The sequence below is a fragment of the Pantoea sp. SGAir0183 genome (assembly GCF_043545505.1).
Genome location: NZ_CP028059.1, coordinates 1 through 18,295 on the forward strand (window position 1 = coordinate 1; position 18,295 = coordinate 18,295).

The 18,295-nt window shown below is 52.9% G+C and carries 28 protein-coding genes; 2 read left to right on the top strand and 26 right to left on the bottom strand.

Annotated features, from left to right (window positions below):
* Positions 1-84: 84 nt before the first annotated feature.
* Genes C1N59_RS22300 through C1N59_RS22375 form a run of 16 tightly spaced genes read right to left on the bottom strand, consistent with a single transcriptional unit; the run spans position 85 to position 13,062 of the window.
* Entirely contained in the window at positions 85-2,067 is a 1,983-nt protein-coding gene (locus C1N59_RS22300; RefSeq protein ID WP_394551326.1) for a lytic transglycosylase domain-containing protein, read from the bottom strand.
* Positions 2,064-2,213 (bottom strand): DUF6889 family protein, encoded by a 150-nt coding sequence (locus C1N59_RS22305; protein ID WP_028715491.1) that lies wholly within the window; start codon positions 2,211-2,213, stop codon positions 2,064-2,066. Before C1N59_RS22305 ends, C1N59_RS22300 begins: the two co-directional genes overlap by 4 nt.
* A gap of 35 nt (positions 2,214-2,248) precedes the next feature.
* A complete protein-coding gene (locus C1N59_RS22310) occupies positions 2,249-2,701 on the bottom strand; it encodes a phage tail assembly chaperone (RefSeq protein ID WP_394551328.1) in 453 nt (150 codons plus the stop codon).
* Positions 2,702-2,704: 3 nt separating this feature from the next.
* A complete protein-coding gene (locus C1N59_RS22315) occupies positions 2,705-3,145 on the bottom strand; it encodes a DUF3277 family protein (protein WP_028715493.1) in 441 nt (146 codons plus the stop codon).
* 10 nt (positions 3,146-3,155) lie between these two features.
* Positions 3,156-4,301: a DUF3383 family protein gene (locus C1N59_RS22320; protein WP_394551330.1), complete on the bottom strand. Its 1,146-nt coding sequence runs from the start codon at positions 4,299-4,301 to the stop codon at positions 3,156-3,158.
* 3 nt (positions 4,302-4,304) lie between these two features.
* Positions 4,305-4,850: a phage neck terminator protein gene (locus C1N59_RS22325; RefSeq protein WP_394551332.1), complete on the bottom strand. Its 546-nt coding sequence runs from the start codon at positions 4,848-4,850 to the stop codon at positions 4,305-4,307.
* Positions 4,840-5,226: a head-tail adaptor gene (locus tag C1N59_RS22330; protein WP_394551334.1), complete on the bottom strand. Its 387-nt coding sequence runs from the start codon at positions 5,224-5,226 to the stop codon at positions 4,840-4,842. The genes C1N59_RS22325 and C1N59_RS22330 overlap by 11 nt, the downstream gene beginning before the upstream one ends.
* Positions 5,213-5,761 (bottom strand): hypothetical protein, encoded by a 549-nt coding sequence (locus tag C1N59_RS22335; RefSeq protein ID WP_394551336.1) that lies wholly within the window; start codon positions 5,759-5,761, stop codon positions 5,213-5,215. Before C1N59_RS22335 ends, C1N59_RS22330 begins: the two co-directional genes overlap by 14 nt.
* Entirely contained in the window at positions 5,758-6,165 is a 408-nt protein-coding gene (locus C1N59_RS22340; RefSeq protein WP_394551338.1) for a DUF4054 domain-containing protein, read from the bottom strand. The genes C1N59_RS22335 and C1N59_RS22340 overlap by 4 nt, the downstream gene beginning before the upstream one ends.
* Position 6,166: 1 nt before the next feature.
* Positions 6,167-6,505, bottom strand: a complete 339-nt coding sequence (locus C1N59_RS22345; protein WP_394551340.1) for an STY1053 family phage-associated protein — start codon at positions 6,503-6,505, stop codon at positions 6,167-6,169.
* Between the two features lie 43 nt (positions 6,506-6,548).
* Entirely contained in the window at positions 6,549-7,490 is a 942-nt protein-coding gene (locus C1N59_RS22350) for a DUF2184 domain-containing protein (protein WP_238493742.1), read from the bottom strand.
* A gap of 9 nt (positions 7,491-7,499) precedes the next feature.
* Complete coding sequence (locus tag C1N59_RS22355; RefSeq protein ID WP_089517276.1) at positions 7,500-7,997, bottom strand: structural cement protein Gp24; 498 nt, start codon at positions 7,995-7,997, stop codon at positions 7,500-7,502.
* A 9-nt stretch (positions 7,998-8,006) separates the two neighbouring features.
* Positions 8,007-9,233: a DUF2213 domain-containing protein gene (locus C1N59_RS22360; RefSeq protein ID WP_394551343.1), complete on the bottom strand. Its 1,227-nt coding sequence runs from the start codon at positions 9,231-9,233 to the stop codon at positions 8,007-8,009.
* Between the two features lie 29 nt (positions 9,234-9,262).
* Positions 9,263-10,012, bottom strand: a complete 750-nt coding sequence (locus tag C1N59_RS22365) for a phage head morphogenesis protein (RefSeq protein WP_089517274.1) — start codon at positions 10,010-10,012, stop codon at positions 9,263-9,265.
* A complete protein-coding gene (locus C1N59_RS22370) occupies positions 9,972-11,441 on the bottom strand; it encodes a DUF1073 domain-containing protein (RefSeq protein WP_089517273.1) in 1,470 nt (489 codons plus the stop codon). Before C1N59_RS22370 ends, C1N59_RS22365 begins: the two co-directional genes overlap by 41 nt.
* A 10-nt stretch (positions 11,442-11,451) precedes the next feature.
* Complete coding sequence (locus C1N59_RS22375; RefSeq protein ID WP_089517272.1) at positions 11,452-13,062, bottom strand: TerL protein; 1,611 nt, start codon at positions 13,060-13,062, stop codon at positions 11,452-11,454.
* Between the two features lie 74 nt (positions 13,063-13,136).
* On the opposite strand from C1N59_RS22375, the gene C1N59_RS22380 reads away from it, so the two are divergent.
* Both C1N59_RS22380 and C1N59_RS22385 read left to right on the top strand, forming a co-directional pair.
* Positions 13,137-13,313 (top strand): YodC family protein, encoded by a 177-nt coding sequence (locus tag C1N59_RS22380; RefSeq protein WP_089517809.1) that lies wholly within the window; start codon positions 13,137-13,139, stop codon positions 13,311-13,313.
* A 1-nt stretch (position 13,314) separates the two neighbouring features.
* Positions 13,315-13,581, top strand: a complete 267-nt coding sequence (locus tag C1N59_RS22385) for a DUF6953 family protein (RefSeq protein ID WP_089517271.1) — start codon at positions 13,315-13,317, stop codon at positions 13,579-13,581.
* Between the two features lie 218 nt (positions 13,582-13,799).
* On the opposite strand, the gene C1N59_RS22390 is transcribed toward C1N59_RS22385, so the two are convergent.
* The 10 genes from C1N59_RS22390 to C1N59_RS22435 form a co-directional block, all read right to left on the bottom strand.
* On the bottom strand, positions 13,800-14,273 hold the full coding sequence (locus C1N59_RS22390; RefSeq protein ID WP_028715505.1) for a DUF2280 domain-containing protein: 474 nt from the start codon (positions 14,271-14,273) through the stop codon (positions 13,800-13,802).
* Positions 14,274-14,303: 30 nt separating this feature from the next.
* On the bottom strand, positions 14,304-14,921 hold the full coding sequence (locus tag C1N59_RS22395) for a putative metallopeptidase (RefSeq protein ID WP_089517270.1): 618 nt from the start codon (positions 14,919-14,921) through the stop codon (positions 14,304-14,306).
* 91 nt (positions 14,922-15,012) lie between these two features.
* Complete coding sequence (locus C1N59_RS22400) at positions 15,013-15,192, bottom strand: hypothetical protein (protein ID WP_157982872.1); 180 nt, start codon at positions 15,190-15,192, stop codon at positions 15,013-15,015.
* A gap of 81 nt (positions 15,193-15,273) precedes the next feature.
* Positions 15,274-15,543 carry a hypothetical protein gene (locus C1N59_RS22405; RefSeq protein ID WP_089517269.1) on the bottom strand — a complete coding sequence of 90 codons (270 nt, stop codon included), beginning with the start codon at positions 15,541-15,543 and terminating at the stop codon, positions 15,274-15,276.
* Positions 15,544-15,646: 103 nt separating this feature from the next.
* The gene (locus C1N59_RS22410) at positions 15,647-15,826 is read right to left on the bottom strand and encodes a hypothetical protein (protein ID WP_089517268.1); all 180 of its coding nucleotides are present in this window, start codon (positions 15,824-15,826) and stop codon (positions 15,647-15,649) included.
* Positions 15,827-15,879: 53 nt separating this feature from the next.
* Positions 15,880-16,137: a hypothetical protein gene (locus tag C1N59_RS22415; RefSeq protein ID WP_089517267.1), complete on the bottom strand. Its 258-nt coding sequence runs from the start codon at positions 16,135-16,137 to the stop codon at positions 15,880-15,882.
* Positions 16,138-16,283: 146 nt separating this feature from the next.
* On the bottom strand, positions 16,284-16,685 hold the full coding sequence (locus C1N59_RS22420) for a DUF2570 domain-containing protein (protein WP_394551348.1): 402 nt from the start codon (positions 16,683-16,685) through the stop codon (positions 16,284-16,286).
* Positions 16,682-17,170 (bottom strand): lysozyme, encoded by a 489-nt coding sequence (locus tag C1N59_RS22425; protein ID WP_089517266.1) that lies wholly within the window; start codon positions 17,168-17,170, stop codon positions 16,682-16,684. Before C1N59_RS22425 ends, C1N59_RS22420 begins: the two co-directional genes overlap by 4 nt.
* On the bottom strand, positions 17,170-17,523 hold the full coding sequence (locus C1N59_RS22430) for a class II holin family protein (protein WP_089517265.1): 354 nt from the start codon (positions 17,521-17,523) through the stop codon (positions 17,170-17,172). Before C1N59_RS22430 ends, C1N59_RS22425 begins: the two co-directional genes overlap by 1 nt.
* Before the next feature lie 141 nt (positions 17,524-17,664).
* Positions 17,665-18,282, bottom strand: coding sequence for a methyltransferase domain-containing protein (locus C1N59_RS22435; RefSeq protein ID WP_227008716.1), 618 nt, complete (start codon positions 18,280-18,282; stop codon positions 17,665-17,667).
* Positions 18,283-18,295 lie beyond the last annotated feature (13 nt).

Consider the following 18,295-nt stretch of genomic DNA (forward strand, 5'->3'; position numbering starts at 1 on the left):
TGTGCTTTTCGCTCACTACCACATCGGGGATCATCATCCCTATTTTTCGACTCTGCAGAGAAAACAGCGTTGATAAAATATCCATTAACGCGGCCCCGTTGATAATGTCTGGCTTAAACGAGAATTGACGGACGTCTGCTGATCGGCAACGGCTTTACCGGCCATTCCCGGATCTGTCACACCATGGATATAAATGTTTGTTTCCTGGCTGACCTGGGCACCACCAGACGGCATGTTGCTCATCACTCGTGGGATATAGTTGCGGGTTTCCTCGGGTAACAGCGCCATGCCGTGCTTCTGCACGTTACCAATCCCCCAGTTATACGATGCCAGCGCTTTGCTGAGGTCGCCGCCGTTGGATTTAAGCAACTGCGAAAGGTATTTAGCTGCGGCCTGTGCTGACTTCATCGGATCGAATGCTTCACCGTTCCGCAAACCCAAATCTCTGGCAGTTCCGGGCATTAACTGAAAAAGTCCCTCTGCGCCAGCGCCAGACATCGCCATAGGGTCACCAGACGATTCCGCGATTGCCACGCTACGCAGCAAACCTTCGGGTAGTCGGTACAGTTGCTCAAGCCGCTGTAATGCCGGTTGCATCCAGCCGAGTAACGCGGCGCCCGCTTTCGTTGGCTGAGGTCGTTTAACATCTCCGAACCAGCCATTTACCGTCTGACCAATGCTGCGCGGATCAAAGCCTGTTTTATCCTTCAACCAGTCGGCTGCACCCTCAGCGCTTGAAGAAACAGCCGGAAGCGCATCAGCATTGCCTTTGCCCTGATGTAAAATCTGACTGCCGATGCGTGCTGCATCGACCCATCGCCCTTCGTTGATGGCACTCATCAGATCACCAATCATCGACAACATTTTGCCCAACTCACCAAATTGTCTGGTCAGGTTTTGGATGTCGCCTTTCAGTGTCCAGTTACTTAAATCGATGTTGAGCAGGCGGGCAAGCTGGTCGCCTGCATCGCGAAGAGAGTTTTTGAGATCCTTAATTGCCTTAACAGCACTGGTTATTTCAGGTTCCCATTTTTTCCAGTCTATCAGCGACTTCCCGCCTTCCTTCCACGTTCTGTAATCGTCATACAACGCCAGTATGGAAGCACCCAGCATCGTAATAATGCCAATGGGAGAAGTAAGGAAAGCGGTATTCAGGATTCGCCAGGCAATAACCAGCGCCCCAAACACTTCAATCAGTTGCCTGGTTCCTTTATCCAGCGATGCCCACCAACTTTCTATATCGCCAGCGGCCTCAATAAGGCGAAAGATGACACGCCCTATCACGTCAGCCAGCCACAGTATGCCTTTAACGCCACTGGTGATGGCCTGCTCTATTTTCGGGAAGTTATCGATGACCTGTTTGCGCAGGTTATCAATGGAACCCGCCAGGCCCTCACTGAGGCTGGAACCGATTTTATCCCGTGCCATCGATGCCATCTGGCCGAATGAACGCAGTGACGTCATGAAGCGGTTAGAACTGACAGCAGCCTGATCGGCGTTGAAGCCGATCGCCTTCGCCATCTGCGCATACTGCGCACTGAACTGGCCCACGCCACGGCGCATGGCCAGCAACGTGTTTTCATCAATGCCCAGCATCTGGGCATACTGGTTCGCCCGGTAATAAGGCATGTTGCGTAGCTTGTCGCCCACACCCGTGAAAATGCTGGCCATGTCGCGCATATTGCCGCTGGCGTCGCGGGTCTGCACGCCGAGACGATTGAGAAACCCCTCAGCGCCAGGGCTGTTACGCATGAAGCGCGCCAGGCTCTCCAGCGATGACCGGGCACCCTCAGCGGTACCGCCCAGCTGTGAAACGGCATAGCCAATCTGCTGTATACCAGCGACCGTTGCGCCTGTACGTTGCGAGGACCAGTAAAGCTGATCGAGACCGCTGGCAATCTTTGCCGTATAGGCAAGGATGGAGAGCGCCGCACCTTCGACGGCCGCCCCCATTTTCACAACCTGCAGCGTGGTACCGGCCACAACAGCATTAAATTTACGTGAACCGGCCTCATCAACCTGAAAGCCCAGGCTGACCAGAAAGTCCTTGATGGTTTCGGCATTCATTGGTTTTGTTGCTCCCAGCGGCGGATCCGCGCGTTGTTATCGGCTTTTAAATCCAGCCAGTCATTCATGCGGGCAATGTCTGCCAGATCTAAAGCGCCGTTTTTAAGGTCCGAATAACTGATGTACCCGGCATCTACCGGGCGCATCAGGTAATCTTCACCATCCGGAAGCGTGTCGAGCGTCAGGCCGCTGGCGGGGGCGGCGTCTCTTTGTCGGGGAGTGCGGGCAAAAAATTTCCCAGGCTGTCGCCCACCACGCGACCAACCATCTGAAGCATGCTCAGCAAATCGATGTCGTCGAACATCAGTTCATTCTGGCGCGCAACCGGCACCCATGATGATTTGTCCTGACGGCGAGAGACGACTGCCAGACAGGGAAAAATAATAGCGTTGGTGTCTTCTTCGCTGAGTGCTGCCAGCTGGTCGGCTACCTTGGGCAAGACTTTCTCAAAAATCGCGCTGTAATGCTCAGGATCGGCATCGTTATCGCCCTTCTTTGGAATCATGTCGCGAATGCTGCCATATTCCGCCAGGAGTCCCGCCAGCACAGGAAGCAGTTTGCGCGACACTTTAAGCTGATCGAAAACGCTGAGTTTCGAAGTGCGATAGTCGATGCCTTTGATCTGAAATTCCATCTGTTAATACTCCCCGAGCAGTTCATCAATTTTGATGCAGTCAAAAACCCAGGCAACGATGCCTGCTACTTTCGGATTGCTGAAATCCGGCTGTTTCTGGAACGCACATCCGCGCGCAGTAACCAGGTCACCCGATGCTGTGTTACGCACCACGATAACGTTGTTACCCCAGAGCGTTGATGAAAGGCTTTGGGCGTTGTACATGATTGACAGCTTTTTATTGAGCGGGGATGTTTTCAACAGGTTAACGGTGACGGTACCGGCTTTGCCTGCATGCAGGCTGTGCATGCCTTCGCCGTCAGCACCTGTTGTCATCGTGTTTTTTGCCTCTGACATCGCAACCACGATCCCCTCATCGGAGTTCGCTGAGCCATAACCCAGGTCAAGCGCGCCGGATGGCCCGGTAAGGGACGCCGTAACGTCCATAAATGAATAAGTAGCCATCAGTTTCCCCTTAGCGCACTACGTTGATCGTGACGTCGCCATAATGAATGGCACCGGCCAGCTTACAGGCCACCTGAACAGGTGGTGCTTTTCGCTTCTGTCTGTCTGCCTGTGCCTGCTGGGCCATTGGCTGAATGTAGGCGTAATAGCCTTTAGTCAGCGTATCGCCGGACGACAGTTCGCCCAGCGGGCCACCTGTCCAGACGCCGGGCGCAATCAGGCCATTTGTTACCGCCTGGTCCATTGAATCTTCCACGTTCGCAAGCAGGCGCGTTCCACCAGCGTCGGTCTGTGGGATTTTGGTCAGGGAGGTGTAGAGCAGGTTAAAATAATTGGTCTGAACATAGTTCTGCAGCCAGTCCAGGCCGTGTCGCTCGTCGAAGAAATCGCCGTTTGCCATAACACCCTGCTGAAGGATTGCGGTGTCGTTGGCGTAATACACATAAACGTTACCGTTAATGGCATCGATAGCGGCGGCTTGCGGGCTGGTCAGCACCTCGTAAGTGATGCCCGGCTCCTGTTTGAATTTCAGCGTAATGGCGGTATTGAAGCCGTTAAAATTAACGGTAAAGCCACGACCAAACGCCGAAATCGCCGCGTATTTGCTGGTGGAACTGTACTGCCAGAACGTGCGGCCAAAGCTGCCCGCTTTCAGTTTGTAGCCGATATTCGACGTATCGCCCGTATTAAGCACTTTCGGATCGGACGTTGATACTGCCAGGATGCGGCTGACGCTGGCACCCTGAACCGCTGCCGCCACAGCCAGCAAATCAGCATCCTGCAGGTTCGCGCTGTCAGCAATTGCCAGGCCATACCAGTTGTTAAACTGCAGGGCGGCGTTTACGGCCTGCAGCATGGTTTCGGCTGGTCCCGCCTCGGAAGATTTGAGCGTTTTAGCCCAGCGACCGATATAAACCTGCGTTGGCGCGGGCGACTGTGAGAAATAGACCAGTGCTGCCTGATACTCCGGGCTGTCAGTACCGAAATCGCTGCCGATATCGGAGGATGAGGTATAAAGGCGAATTCGCTCGGACACAGGGATAACCGTTGATGTGCCGAGAATGAGCAGCGATCCAAAGTTGCGCCCCGTTGCCGCCGTTGGCGACAGCAGCACATCAACGTTGACCACGTTGGATACAGGTAATCCCTGTGACATAGGTTACTCTCCGAAGATTGAAATTTGTCCGCCGATAAGGCTTTTAACCCCATAATCGCGGATCACTTTACGGCGCATGCGCACGGTGACGTCGTAGCGACGCACCCACTGGTTGTTGATGAGTTCGGGGAATGATGAAACGGGACTGGCATCAAAAAATGACAATCCGATGCTGTTTAGTTCTGCGTTGTTCTGGGGGATCTGCATACCATCGCGAAACAGGGTGGCAATTTGCTGGCTCGACGGACCATAAAAAGAGGCCATACATTCAACAATTTCATGGCGCCACATCTGAGCATCATCTTCCGACTGCTGCACAAACGCCGGGGAATCATCCCCGGTAAAGCCGGTGATCCCGAATCCGCACCAGTTAACCTCCTGCGCAGGCATTGCCGCCTGAACCGGCGTCCAGCGCGGTCGCACCATCCCGTCAGGAAGGCTACAAAGCGCTTTTACCCATCGGCTGAGCAGACGTTCCAGCGTTTCATCGTAAGCCTGTGGCGCGCTGACAGGCGTCAGATACCCCGCCTGCGTGCTGTCATTGCTCATTTGCGCCACCGTCAAACGGCTGTAGCTCACAGTGAGCCTGAACAAAACCGGCACCATAGCGCGGATACGGATCTACGAAGGTGACACGGTAATCCGCGCCAGCGTATTCAACGATATCCGCATCCAGCGCGGTTTTACCGCTGATTAACTGGGTCGGGGTGATGACAAGAATTGCACCAGCGATAACCTGCCCGGCTTCCATACGCCGGGCCTCCAGGGAGCGGTCAACCGTCACCACGCCAGCAAACTGCTGTCGTGTGACCTCATTTGACGCCATCCCGTCCGCATCGACCGTCTGGGCGTTACGGCGGTACCATAATTCTGTGTCGCAAAACTCCGGCGACATCAGCACATCGGAAACATCAAGAGTTGGCATTTTTTGCCCTCACGACAGAGGTAATGGCGCGCCGGTACTGGCCAGTATCAATAAGCGGTCGAGCATTGGCATTGTCCGGCGCCTCCCCGGCAGCACGCCGTTCCAGTTCGAGCGCAGCACCTTTACGCCCGCGACTCGCCCGGGCGGCAAGCGTGGATTCCGCCAGCGGCGTGAAGTTGGTGATTGTGATGTAGCGCTTCACACCATTTGCAGCTAAAACCCCGGCACGATTAAGGGCCAGATCCGCAGCCGCCGCGTTACCGCTGAGCGCAGCCTGTGCCGCCGCGCGCAGTTCCGGTAAGGTCTGGTCCTGAACAGAACGCACGCCCGGAACAAGATGAGGGCGCGCCGGTATGTTTTGCTTAGGTGAACCGTTTTCGTTGATGTAGCCGATCCCGGCATTGCCGAACGGCACATCATCACGCTCGCTTTTCTCTTCTGGGATGCCCACCAGCACATCTTTATCTGCGATGGACTTAAGCGCGGCAAGAATGGCAGCAGCGTTATCGCTGCGAATGGTGAGCCCCGATTTCATAGCTGACGGCCTCCGGCCCCGAACATAATGATCAGCTGCCAGAACTCAGCGCCATAGCGCGTGTTATTCCAGAATCCCGCGTCAGGGTTCAGTGTCGCGCCGGTGTCATAGCTCACGCTGACCTTATCGACCGATTTCGACGCCTGCACGCCGTTGGTTGAACCGCCCGCGCCGCCCACCAATGCCGCCTTAGAGTCAGCCAGCCAGAGCGTCATGTAATGAGCGACAAACAATCCCACCAGGTAAGGAAACATCTCTTTACCCGTGGTCTTTTCACTCAGCATGATGTCGGCAAGGTTAAGGCGAAAAGTGATAGGAATGTCGGGAAATCTGGCCGGATCGGCGAACTGAGGAAAAGCGACGCGAAACTGTTCTACCGTGGGTAGCGTTTCATTCTTCGCCATATTATTTATCCTTCAGGGCTTTCTGAGCGGCTTCCAGCTGTTCTAACAGGACCGAATTGGCTTTATCCTTCGCTTCAATCTGCTCATTCAGATCAACGATGGTTTTGGCCTTTTCATCCAGTTCAGTTTTAAGGCTGTCGATCTGACCCTGTAATTCCTCATCACTGCCACTGGTCGATGTTCCGCCCGTTTGAGTTGAGTGAGCCGCAACAAACCAGTGGTCAGCAACGTCCTTATCAACGTTATAGCGACCTTCGAGAAATGGTGTCTGCTCCCCTTTTGGACTGGTGAATAAAAATGCCTTGTGAACCAAAATTTCTACCTGTGTTTTCTTTGCCATTTGAGGCTCCAGATAAGCCCCTTACGGGGCTGCATGAAGGGGATTAGATGCCATCACAGTAGGCAATGGTTTCACGGTAGACAGGTTCGACAGCACCCAGCTTGCCGTAATAGGTAACCAGTTGATAAAGGCCACGATACTGGATCGGGATACTGCGCAACGCAATGAGCGGATAGCGCACGTATTTTTTATCGTTGGTATAGGCCACCATACGATCTTTACCGCTAACGCCCCGACCGGCCAGCCATTTAACCGGCTTAATATCCAACGGCTGACCATTGTTATGGAAAGCGATGGTATTTGTTGCCAGGTAGGTCAGAAGCGACATATTGCCCGCCTCTGAAACCTTGCGGCTGGCCAGTAATGAATACTGGATAGGCGGAATGCGGAGACTGGACGGCACCACTGAATATGCAGATGCCAGCCAACCTGCGGTCAGGATCGAGTTAACGCTATCCAGGATTTCATCGTTGGTAGAGTTAGCCCACGTTTTCGGCGCGTTATTGAGGGTGACGCCATTGAGATTGAACAAGCCTTTAAGGTTCAGCGCGGTGTCACCTACGTAAACCTGTTCGTCATTATCCATCTGCCACTTAAGCTGCATGCCTTCATACTTCTGAGTGTCGATCGGGCGTCCAACCTGTTCAGCAGCCTGCAGTTCGATAACAGTCCAGCCAAGTTCCATGCCCCAGAGGCTGAGCGGATTACCGGCTTTATCGATATCGACGCTCACGCCAGCAATCGCGGTCGAGTCTTTACCTACCCAGTTTTTTCCGTTGGGATTCGCACCAGAACCGGCCGCGGCAAAACTGGTGTTGGTCCAGCTCGAAATATCGTCGGCAATTGAAACGTCTTCACGTAACTGGATGTCACGCGACCAGGTATAGCTAACCAGAGGCGCATTCAGTGTCTGGTCGAGGCGCTCAAGCTCCCCAACCAGAAAGGCACCAGTGCCATCAATGGTGCGTTGGTCAAAAGTCTGCATTTTCAGTCCTTAAATCTTGTAGGAAATTTCGGCGTTGCCATCGGCATCGCCCGCACCAGTGAACTGCGCATTAGGCAGCACGACCGTTTTGCCGTTGATGGGCGTAGCGGAAAAACCACCCAGCGGCACATTGATGGATGAATCCAGACTGACAACGACGTTTACCGCCGCGCCCTTCGTGATGGTGGTGGCATCCGCGCCAACGCTGACCGTCATATAGCCGCGCTTCATTGCATCGCCGGGAAAGTTTTTATCTGCGCCAACCTGGCGAACCATGTCAGGCGTAGAAGTTGTGGGATAAGGACGAACGTAGATGCCCTGAAAAACAGCGGCTGTGTCGCCGTCGCTAAGAGGGACAAACATACCGTCGACGAACTTGCCCACCAGCCCATAAGCAGAGAAAGGATTGGCTGAGTTCAGAATGACCGGCTCGACCGTCAAATCCTGCGGGCGTGAGATTGAACCGGCCTTGCCAACAGGCATCCGGTAGAGAAGTGCATTGCTCATGGATTTTCCTTAGCGGTTAGACCAGAAATCTTTGTTTTGCTGATTGAGTTCAGCGTTTGAGTTGCCAGGCTTACGCATGCTGTCAGTTGTACGCAGCGCCTGAGTGTTGCGGCCTTTTGCCAGTTCAGAAACAGCGGTGAACGCCATCTCGACCTGTGGTTTTGGCAGTTGTTTAATTGCTGCATCACCCACAATCTGACGCACCAGCGCCTGATCGGCTGAGGCCAGCACATGACGTTTGAACGCCGTGGGCTTCATGGCCTGGGTAAGGTCGATGCCGGGCATGATGAGTTCTGCACGATAAGCAGAGTCGCCCGTGGCGGTCACTGGCTTCTCTTTGTCTTCATCGTCCGAGTCACCCGTTTTGCGCTTATCTTCTTCGTCTTCGCTGCTGTCGGTAGTTTTGCCCTCCAGCTTGTCGAGACGCGCGATGATCGCCGCCGCCCAGGCAGGAATCTGTTCTTCATTGTCGCCGGTTTTGAGCCCACCCATTTCCGGATCACGATCCGGCATGGGATGCTGTGGCGCCAGGTTGATACTGAGGTTAACGCCCTGCGGTAAATCGCCACCTTCATCGCCCGTCATGCTCGACGGCGGCGACTCCAGAAGCTCATTCATGGTGTCTGCATCGCCTGTTTTCACAGCGCGTTTTAAGCGAGTGAACCAGTTTTGTTTAGTTGCCATCGTGTTTCTGTCTCCAATTGCGCAACGTGATCCGGCCCTGCCATTTGGGACGAGAGCCACATGGTTTCCGGTGATTTGGTACTGCTTTGCCTTGCCGATGGCGGTTTGCTGATACTCGGCGTCGTAACCGCACGAAACTTCGCGCAGCCCGTTTTCGATGTAGTCGATCGCTTCTTCATCCTTGATGATGAGGTCCGCAATCATCAGGTCTGACTGTGAGCCGGTACCACGGCGCACGTTTTGAAGGTGTCCAACGGCTAATTCCCGCCAGTTCTCCGGATCGACAAATTTGATATTCCCTTCTTCATCCTCGGGGTGAAGGATGGTTACAGTCATACCCTCGAAGGATGCGAGCGTTTCCGGGCTGAAAACCTCATCAGCGGTACGCTCGACGACGATTTCCCCGTCTGAATCCGGCTCAAGCTTTGGCAGGTCCAGCGCGCTGTAAAGCTGTGAACCTGTGCGGCCAATCGGGACGTCTTTACACAACAACGAACCGTCAGCCAGCCGGTAACGGGTTTCACCCAGGCGGGTATTAAAGAGATATTTCATCGGTTACCTGCAGGCGTAAAAAAAGCTGCCTAAGCAGCTCGTTTGATTTTGATAGCGGCAACCCTTACTGGTTTGCCATCAACCGTTATGACACGGCGGATCCTGTCGCCCGTTGGCAGGCTGACGACATTTGCATGAGGAAGAACAACCTCACAGTAACAACGACAGTTAGGCAGCGCGCCAGCATGGCCCGTTAAACCGTCAAGCGTTGGCGGTCTATCCCAACTGACAAACTTGCCTTCCATCTCCGCATGCGAGTGACGCACATCACCATCTTCGGCGGTGCGCCAGATGTAGCCTGTTGAGCCAAGGGCAAGAGAGCGGGCCTGTGTCAGCGCAGTGGATGCCCGGCCAATCTCAGTACGCGCAATCAGACGCGCGCGTGATGCTGCGACATCTCCTGATGCTGCTATTTCCTTCGCAAAGGGCTCAGCACGACCACCAGCTACAACCGCCTCAATCGCCTTGTTCTGGATGTCATAGATGCGGTCTGCTGCTTCAAGGGGTAGCGATTTGATGTACTTAACCTGCTCGGCGACGATGCTTTGCATCACCTGGCCGATCGGCGTGTTCTGGACGATATGGCGCAACTCAGCGCTGATGTACTGGCTGTGCTGCCGCCACTCCTTATCGTTCTGGCGGGCGACTTCCAGCGCAAACTCTTTCGCTACGCGGTTCGCCCAGCCGTCGATGATGTCGCTGTATTTTTCCAGCGCATCGATGATTTCCAGAACGCTGTCATTTGAACCATCGTAGCGGCCATTTACTATGTCGCCCACGGCTCGCGCTATCTTGCGTAGGCTCGTTTGATACCGGGTCTCCGCCGCCTTTGAGCGGTTTCGGGTCGTCAATCTCTCCGATGCCTGGCGGGTCTTCTTCTTCGGCATCAGCAATATCCTCGTCGGTAATTGATGCACCTATGCCGGTGACATCGGATGCTTCGCGAAGGTCGGTCATAGCCGCCTTTTTAGTCATCAGGCCATCGTTGAATGCCGTACTGATAGCATTCACGGTATTAACAGCCACCGTCGAGCGGTCAACATCCGACATCTGCCAGAGCGGGTTAAACTCAAACGTGAAGTCATCAGGCAACGGCTTGCCCAGCTCAGAGCGATACATGACGTCGAACAGCTTACGCAGCGGCTGACGCAACCGACGTTCCTGTTGGGTACCGATGGTGTCGTAATAGTTCGACAGGTCAGCATCGCCGGTAGAGAAACCTTTTGGTGACTGGCCAAAGAGACGGACCAGCGGGATCCCCGTCGCGCCGCTTATCTGCTCAGCGAACTGGCTGATCACGTCGTCGAGGCCAGCAAAGGAATACTGGTGGGTCTCGAAAACATCTTTACCATCCATGAGGGTCATGCCCTCATTGCTCTGGTACATGCGTATGAGATCCAAATTTTTCAGCAGATTTTCGAATGCCTTCCCACCCAACCCGATAATTTCTCTAAGTTTATCAACCTTGTATGTCCTTAAATGGGCTTTATAGACTAGCTGCGCCGCGCCCATGGTTGCACTGTCAAACGCGGTCAGGCGGTCCCAGATACGTTCGATGATAGACATGCCCCACTCGTTTTCGGTCTGGGCCTGCTGATAAGGCAGCGTTACGCCATCGAAACGGATTAGGCGGCTGTGATGAATGCTCCAGGCGGGTATGCCCGTTGCAGTCGTAACCACGTCGTATCGCTCAGGCTTCCCAAGGTTTGGGCCCATATCCCTGATACGACGCTGCAGGTTAGGGTTAATCATCCAGCGGTCGAGCGGCAGTATTCCTTTGAACTTGCCCTCGCCAATTGTCTCCAGCCGCAGAGGCGTAAACGGAGCCTGGCCCTCGATCATGATGAAACCGACCGCACCGCCATAGAGGCGCGACCATTTGATCGTGTCGTTGAGGCGGTCCCACAGTTCCAGCTCATCAAAGAGTGACTCGATTACACCGCGCTCTTTCGGGTCAATCTCTGAGGTGATGCGAATGCCCTTGCGGGTCATGTCGTCGGCCACGGCATCCACAGCAGAGCCAATTATGGCCGATGAGCGGTAGGCCCATTCAATCTGTAGCCGGTTGCGGCTGGTGAAATTTGCCCGGTATGACGATGCGGCGTGCTGGTTCTGCTGCTGCATGCCAACGCGGGCCATGAAATTGTCGTAACTGTCCGCCGTAGCCTGGGGAGTACGCGCGGCGCTGCTGTTTTGTTTACGTGCCATCGTTTCCTCGTTACAGGCGCATCCAGATGTCCAGATCGCTATTCATTGGCGCATAGTTGATCATCACGGAGTCGGCCAGGTTAGGCGATTTGGTGCCGTCAGGCTGTTTGTCCACGACGACCTTGCCAACGCCGTTTATTGAGTAGGTCGGCTGAGACAATTCGATAACGAGTTTGTCTTTGTTCGCCATGGCGCTGCTGATCGATATGATTTCGTCGGGGTTGTAGGCCATCCCCTCCTTTACAGCTCGATAGGTGTTCTGGAAGAGTTTGCGCAGATACCACCAGCTCTGGGCCTTGGCATTGGCAAAGAAATCCTTATTCAGTCGGGCCTGTTGGCCGTTGTCGCCGCGTACCGCTTCATCATCCGGATCGAACACGCCACCGCTGCCACGAAACGGCGTGGCCAGTATCATCGGTCGGCGAGCTACTTTGCGCAGTTCGTTAATGGCACGTGCATCACCGCGCACGCCCGCGCCTAACCCGTCCTCGTCGAAACGAAACTCTTCGAGCCGGTCCTCTTCGCAGTAGCCAAAGACTTTCTCTACCGATCCGTAAATGTCGCTGCCTACGCCTGACCACTCGCGGATATTCTCCAGCAGGAAGCCATGACGCGAAGAGAAAGCGTTTTTATCCCGGCCCTCGTCGGCCACGTCCATTGCGCCCAGGCGTTTGCCAGTGGGCTGGATACCCAGATGGATATGCGCATCGATAGCAGCCTGCACCCATTCGCTCGGGATCAGCACACCCTCAGCCGATGCGGCGTAGTTAAGGTCCAGTTCCTGAGCAACAACAACCGGGTTATCAATCTTCTCGCACTCCTTGCGGTACCACTCGTCATCCTTGCGCGGATCGCTGCGCCAGTGAAAGGTAAATACAGGAATGCGCCCGCCGTGACGCTTTTGCGCGAACGGGTTCGCCATGCCGTTAACCGATGAGAGGTCGATACGGCAACGTGTGGTTTGTGACAGAGAGGCTTCAATCAGCATGGGACGCATCAGGAACGCGGCCTCATCCACGAAATAAAGCGTGGTACGGTCACCACGCCCAATGTTATCGCCCGCTTCGCCTTTGAGCACTGCGCCGGTAGTCGGGAACTCTACACGCATGTAGGGCGCATGCTTCTTCGCGCTCCAGTCGCCGCGAAACTCAACGGGTAGCATTTCGACGAACTTACGCGCCTTCCAGAAAAGCGCTTTAGGATCGCCGGTACTGTCCACGTATTCCTCTTTGCGCGAACCGAAGCCAATCACCATTTCTTTATTGAATAGGCACATGGAGCAGGCCAGGCCGATTGAGGTCCAGCTCAGTCCCATTTCACGGCTTTTCTCGGTGATGCCGTTTTCGTGTTTGCCGCGGCGGTCCATAATCCAGTGAATCCACTCTTCCTGTTTGGGGAACAGCAGGAACGGGATGGACACGGGCAGGCCGTAATCAAGATTTCGCGGGTCTGTCGTAATGCCCCAGTCGATAATGAACTGGGCAGGATTATCGCGGTAGAACGCTTTCAGCGCTGGCAACACTTCGGGATTAGCGCGGATCCGCTGTAACCGCTCCATCCGCCATTCAAACACCTGCGTATAGTCAGGGTTCTTGAAATCGAACGGGAATGGGATCGGCATTTTATTCAACCGTTATTGAAAGAATTAATAAAAAGAAACATATTAAATATGCTTATACACAAAAGGAGAAAATTATGAGCAACCAGTTTGATGTTGGCGATCAAGTGAAACTCAAATCAGGTGGTCCCGACATGACCGTTCAATCAGTTCACGATACGAATCAGAACACTTATACCTACTGGTGTCAGTGGTTTGCAGGCCGTAAACTTGAGCGGGGACATTTTTCAGAAGCCTCATTAGAGGCTGTTTAGCATGACCACTGAACAAGTCGCTCAGTGGATGCAAGCGGCACTCGTTAAAGATGGTTGCCTTTATCAAGATGATGTAGTTGATCACTTAATAAAAAGTAATGATGTTTCTCATCTAACCATCAACAGTGAAGGCAACGAGGTTTTAGGACGGCCTGTTTTAAATGCTTTTCTAAAGCTCAACCGTGAAGATGTCGTTTGGGTAAAATCTGGCTTTTACTGGCGTTTTCGTGTTGCTGAAGATGAGCCTGCAAGAATTGCACGTGGTTAAAACTCACAGCTAGCTTTTTTGGGGTCATTTGGCCCCTATTTAACATAAGGGATGTTACCCGCACTGGCGAAACAGCACTCACGCGAAGTTAGCTGCCAAAGGCGTATTTCATGATGAATTCATTAGGGAAAAGCTGAAAACGAACTGCATAAACGATGCATAAAAGAGGCTCGAAAATGCATAGCCCGAAAAGGTGACGAAACCGCTATTTCCAGTAGTTATCCCATCATTTTCTTATACAGCTCCGCAGCCTCGTCAGAGGTCAGCGAAACGCTCTCAGTTTTGATAGGCCCACCGTTTGCCCCGGTGCTTTCCACCTTCAACTTGTTGGTGTACGCGTCGCCCACCTCTTTCGCCGCCTGCTCAATCAACTGGGCAGTAAGTGCAAAGTTTTTCATGGTTTCGGTGCGCGTCGCCATGCGGTCAAGCGTCCGTAGTCGGTATGCCTTATTGGCGATCGGGATATCAGCTATTTGCGTCTGAAACCTGTTGCGCGTGTCGTTGAACATGTCCACCCATTTCTTTGCCAGCTTCTTACCGCTGGCCTTCGTTGGGTCGTGTTGCTCAACCTGCTGGCGGTTGATCTTCACGCCAAATTCTTTCAGGACGGACTCGGCCACCTGAGATGGCGTATCAAAGCAAGCAACGGATTGAACTATAAAGGCTTTAATTTCCGGTTTAAGCGCCGCCATAGTTTACCATCCGTCCTGCTCTGTCCTGGTTTATGCGAGCCTCAGCATGCACGTGCCGCACGCTCTGGCTATGTCTATGTTTGCCACCTCTGCTGGTTGGCTGGCAGCGTCGATAAGCTGCTTAACTTCTTCGCTGGCGCCATAGCGGCGAACAACGCCCGTGAACTCTTCGACGTCATGGCCGCGCATGCAAAGCTTGGGTTGTCCATCTCGCGTAAACTCAGGAGCGCCAAATTCGTCTGTTTTTTGTGCAAAATGGTAAAGCTCATGCTCAACCAACGCACAGAACTCCAGATCGCTACAGTTCATACAGAAATCAGCCGCCAGGGTGATAATGAAATCAGGTTTACGGCCAAACCATTCATACAACTGCTGTTCCATTCGGGCTTTTTGCCAGCCACCCGCACGCATCATCACTTCTTCGGCCTGTCCTAATACCGTGCGGCCCTTTTTGATGAAAGCTGATGCCGCCCATAAAAAGCCAATATCAGCTTCGGCAAGGTGAGCATGGTCTGGGTTATAAAGACGCCCTTCTGGGCTGACTATCTGATCCTGAACCCAATAGCCAATTTCATTTGCCGGAGCGAGAGATATGTATGGCTTAAACTCTTCCATTAGCTCACCGGGCGGCATAGGTCGACCATTCATTGCAACCTCTGGTAAAGGTTAGTTACGTGATATCAATGCAATAAAAAACCGCCCTAAGGCGGTTTGTTAGAAGCATGCAAATTGCAATTCGTTATTCATTGTCACGAATAGGGCGCAAATTTTTAATATCGTTTTTATCGAGGACAGCCCGTAAGCTATTTGAAGGCCCATAGATGTACAACGATGTGCCCACCTCTTTTATTTCCGCAACACCGCGATAAATATGTTCTTCACCTACAGAATAAAGCTCAACTGAATAGTCACTAGTCATTTCATTTCTACCCAAATTAATGTGCCATGAAATATCAACAAAAATGCATAGTAAAAAGTAAGTCAAGGAGTAATTAGTAAACTACTCACTTGCATAATTGTCTTGGAAATGTTTACGTGAATCCTGCGCTGCAAAGTCAGGATGCTGGCCATCGGTACGTAAGACGACCTCTTCATCAAGCATTGCCCATACCCAAGTTTCAGAGCCTTCTATTAATTCGAATAGCCTATAAACCATTGCAAACAAGCACATACCGTCACTACTTTGGTATATTTCATACTTGAATTGAATGCCATTTTTTGAGATGTACTTCAAAGTTTTTGTCAATGTTGCTGACTGTATGTTTTGCATTTAACCTCCCATGTTTTTCAACTCATACATTAGCCCCAACAATGTTAATAGTGAAGTAGAATTAATCATCATCAGGCGCACTCGTGAATGCGCCTTGTGATGATTACGCCAGCTTTTTAGCCAGTGCAACAACATCGTCGAATACAGACTCAACGTCATGGCCTGCCACTTTCAGCAGTTCTTTCACCTTGGCAAGCACTGCATCTGTTTTATCGGTCGATACAGTTACAGGGGCTGGCACCACTGTTGATGAGCCGTTATCTTCAATTACATCATCTGGCATCTTTATTTCCTCGCTATTGGTTTGCTCCCCGTTGGAACGAAACAGGGCATCGTTTAAATCTTTTTTGGCGCTTCACTCTGCGCCTCCTGCGGCTGAGCGATGGCCTGCTCAGCCAGTTTGCTTTTCAGTTCGTCAATCTGAGCCTGAAAACGTTGCTCAACATCCTGCCACCCGTCACGAATGGCTGTTGATTCGGCCTCAGCTTTAACAGGGCTGTTTTTCCAGCGGAACAGGCCCACCAGCCAGCCAACGGCAAACCCAGTGACGAACGCAATCAGCGCCCACGTAATAAGTGCGGTAGTAGTGAACATGAGGCTATTTACCTTGTCGGGATAATTCGATTTTGCGGATGCTGGCCTTGTCCTTGTTGCAGTTTCCCAGCACGGTTAACAGCCTTTCGTTTAATTCCAGGCTGCTACCCCACGTAAGTGGATCGGGAATTTCCGGTACCGGACAATCAGCGGTTAATTCTACCGGGATCGGGACTGGTGGAACCTGAACGAATCTGGTTTCTGTGCGTGCGCAGCTCGTTAGCAGCGGTAGCAGGAACAGGCAGAGCAGCGCATTTGTCTGTCTCCACCGCCTTACGGATAACAACAATTCGGTTTTCGCTGTCGGTGTTGGCCTGCTGTTTCTGTCCCTGCGTTGAGGCTGCAATATCGTTAAACAGTCGAACGGCAGAGATAACATTTTTGGTGACAGCCTCGGCTGATTTTGTCTGCTGGATTGCCGCATCGCGCTGTTGCTCCACTCTGAGTGTTGAATCACGGTAGTGGGCAGCAGCAAGTAATAAAGCCGCTATCAACACCACCAGCAGGAACGCCAGCACAACGCGCCAGTTAATAATTAACCAGGTCATGGGTTCATGCTCCAGTTGCAGATCTCCCGCTCAACGTCACGGCGGTTCGCCAGCCCCTGAATCCTCACGCGGTCAACATATACCCAGCTGCGAAGGCCATCACAGGCTTGCTGATAGCGACCGGCATTAAGATTGCGCAGTACCGATGAGTGCTCGAATGCATTAATGCCGACGTTATAGCTAAAACTGATAAGTGCGGCTTTCTGATATGCATTCGACGGCACCTTTACGGACCTTTCCACCGACCGGGCATAGGGCTGCAGGTGCTTTTGCAGAAGCGCGTCGCACTCTTTTTGGGTATATGTTTTCCCCTGAATCACGTCCGGGCCGGTTATGCCGTTGCATACAGTCCAGACGCCGCCGACGTCACGGTATGGCGTGTAAGAATTGCCTTCGAGACCTGGAACCAGAACAGCCGCGATGGCCAACGCACCGCCACCAGCTGCTGTGATGAGGCTTTTACGTAAAGCAGGTGAAATAGCCATTATGCTTTCTCCGCCAGCTTCAAAGCCTTATTGACTGTATCGACTACTTCGGGCGCTTTGTCCTCGTCATGCGAGGGTGAGCGGTTCAAATAACTCTGGATCGCCGCAGTGCGCAAACTCTCCTGCTCTGCCTCGAACTTTCTGGCCATCTCTTCACGGTTGCTCTCTTTGCGCTTGTAATAAGCGTTCACGACGAAGGTCGCTATACCGAGCATCACGCCACTGACCAGACCGATAAAATTCCAGTCCAGGTGATAAACCCAGTCATACCAGTTGAATAGGCCGTTACAGACCAGGCCACCCGACGCGCAGTAGGTAACCCCTGATGCAATTTTGTCAGGCATAATTTTCATATCCACCCCCAGACGGGGACTTATCCAATTAGGAATTGTCTACTTTCTGAACTGGACAAGCCCGGTTAGCTTTTTACATGTCGAGTGAAAAAGCTTCCTGCCGCCGCTGGGTAGCCAATGGTGAGGATCCGCAATGCGGATTTAGTTGATGCGCTTAAATGCGTAAGTCCCAATGCCCTTGCGGCCCAGGTCACATTCCATCTGATTGTGTTCCACGCATTCAAAGCCCTGCTTACTGAACCAGTTACGCAAACCTTCGTCGGTGAAGTACCAGATATGTTCATCTTTACGGAAGTGATGAGAGCGGAGGATGTCCGCGCTGTCACGGAAAATCGGGATAGACACAAATACGAATTTACCGGCTCTGGCTACTGCTGCTTCCGGATCGTCGATATGTTCGAGCACATCCCACATACTGATCGCGGGACAGGATGTTTTATATAAATCCCGGTAGAGCCCTTTCTCTTTCAGCCATTCCACGCCAGCGGGGTTGACGTCATAGCCGAACGTCATTGCACGCGAGGCAACAAACTGTCCAGCGCCAATCCCTACATCAAGGACAGGTCCATGGTAATGGCGCGCAATCAACTCGATGCGTGACAGTGTGAGCAGGCGCCCGGTTTCGGTGTCTGCCATTCTCTTATAGCGCTCGAAGTAATCCACGTTATAAGGACGTTCGTACGGTACCGGATAGCGACCTATCCCCAGCTCGGGAAAGAACACCAGTTCGCTATCAACTCTCTGATAAAACTCTCTCATTCAGCCAGGCCTC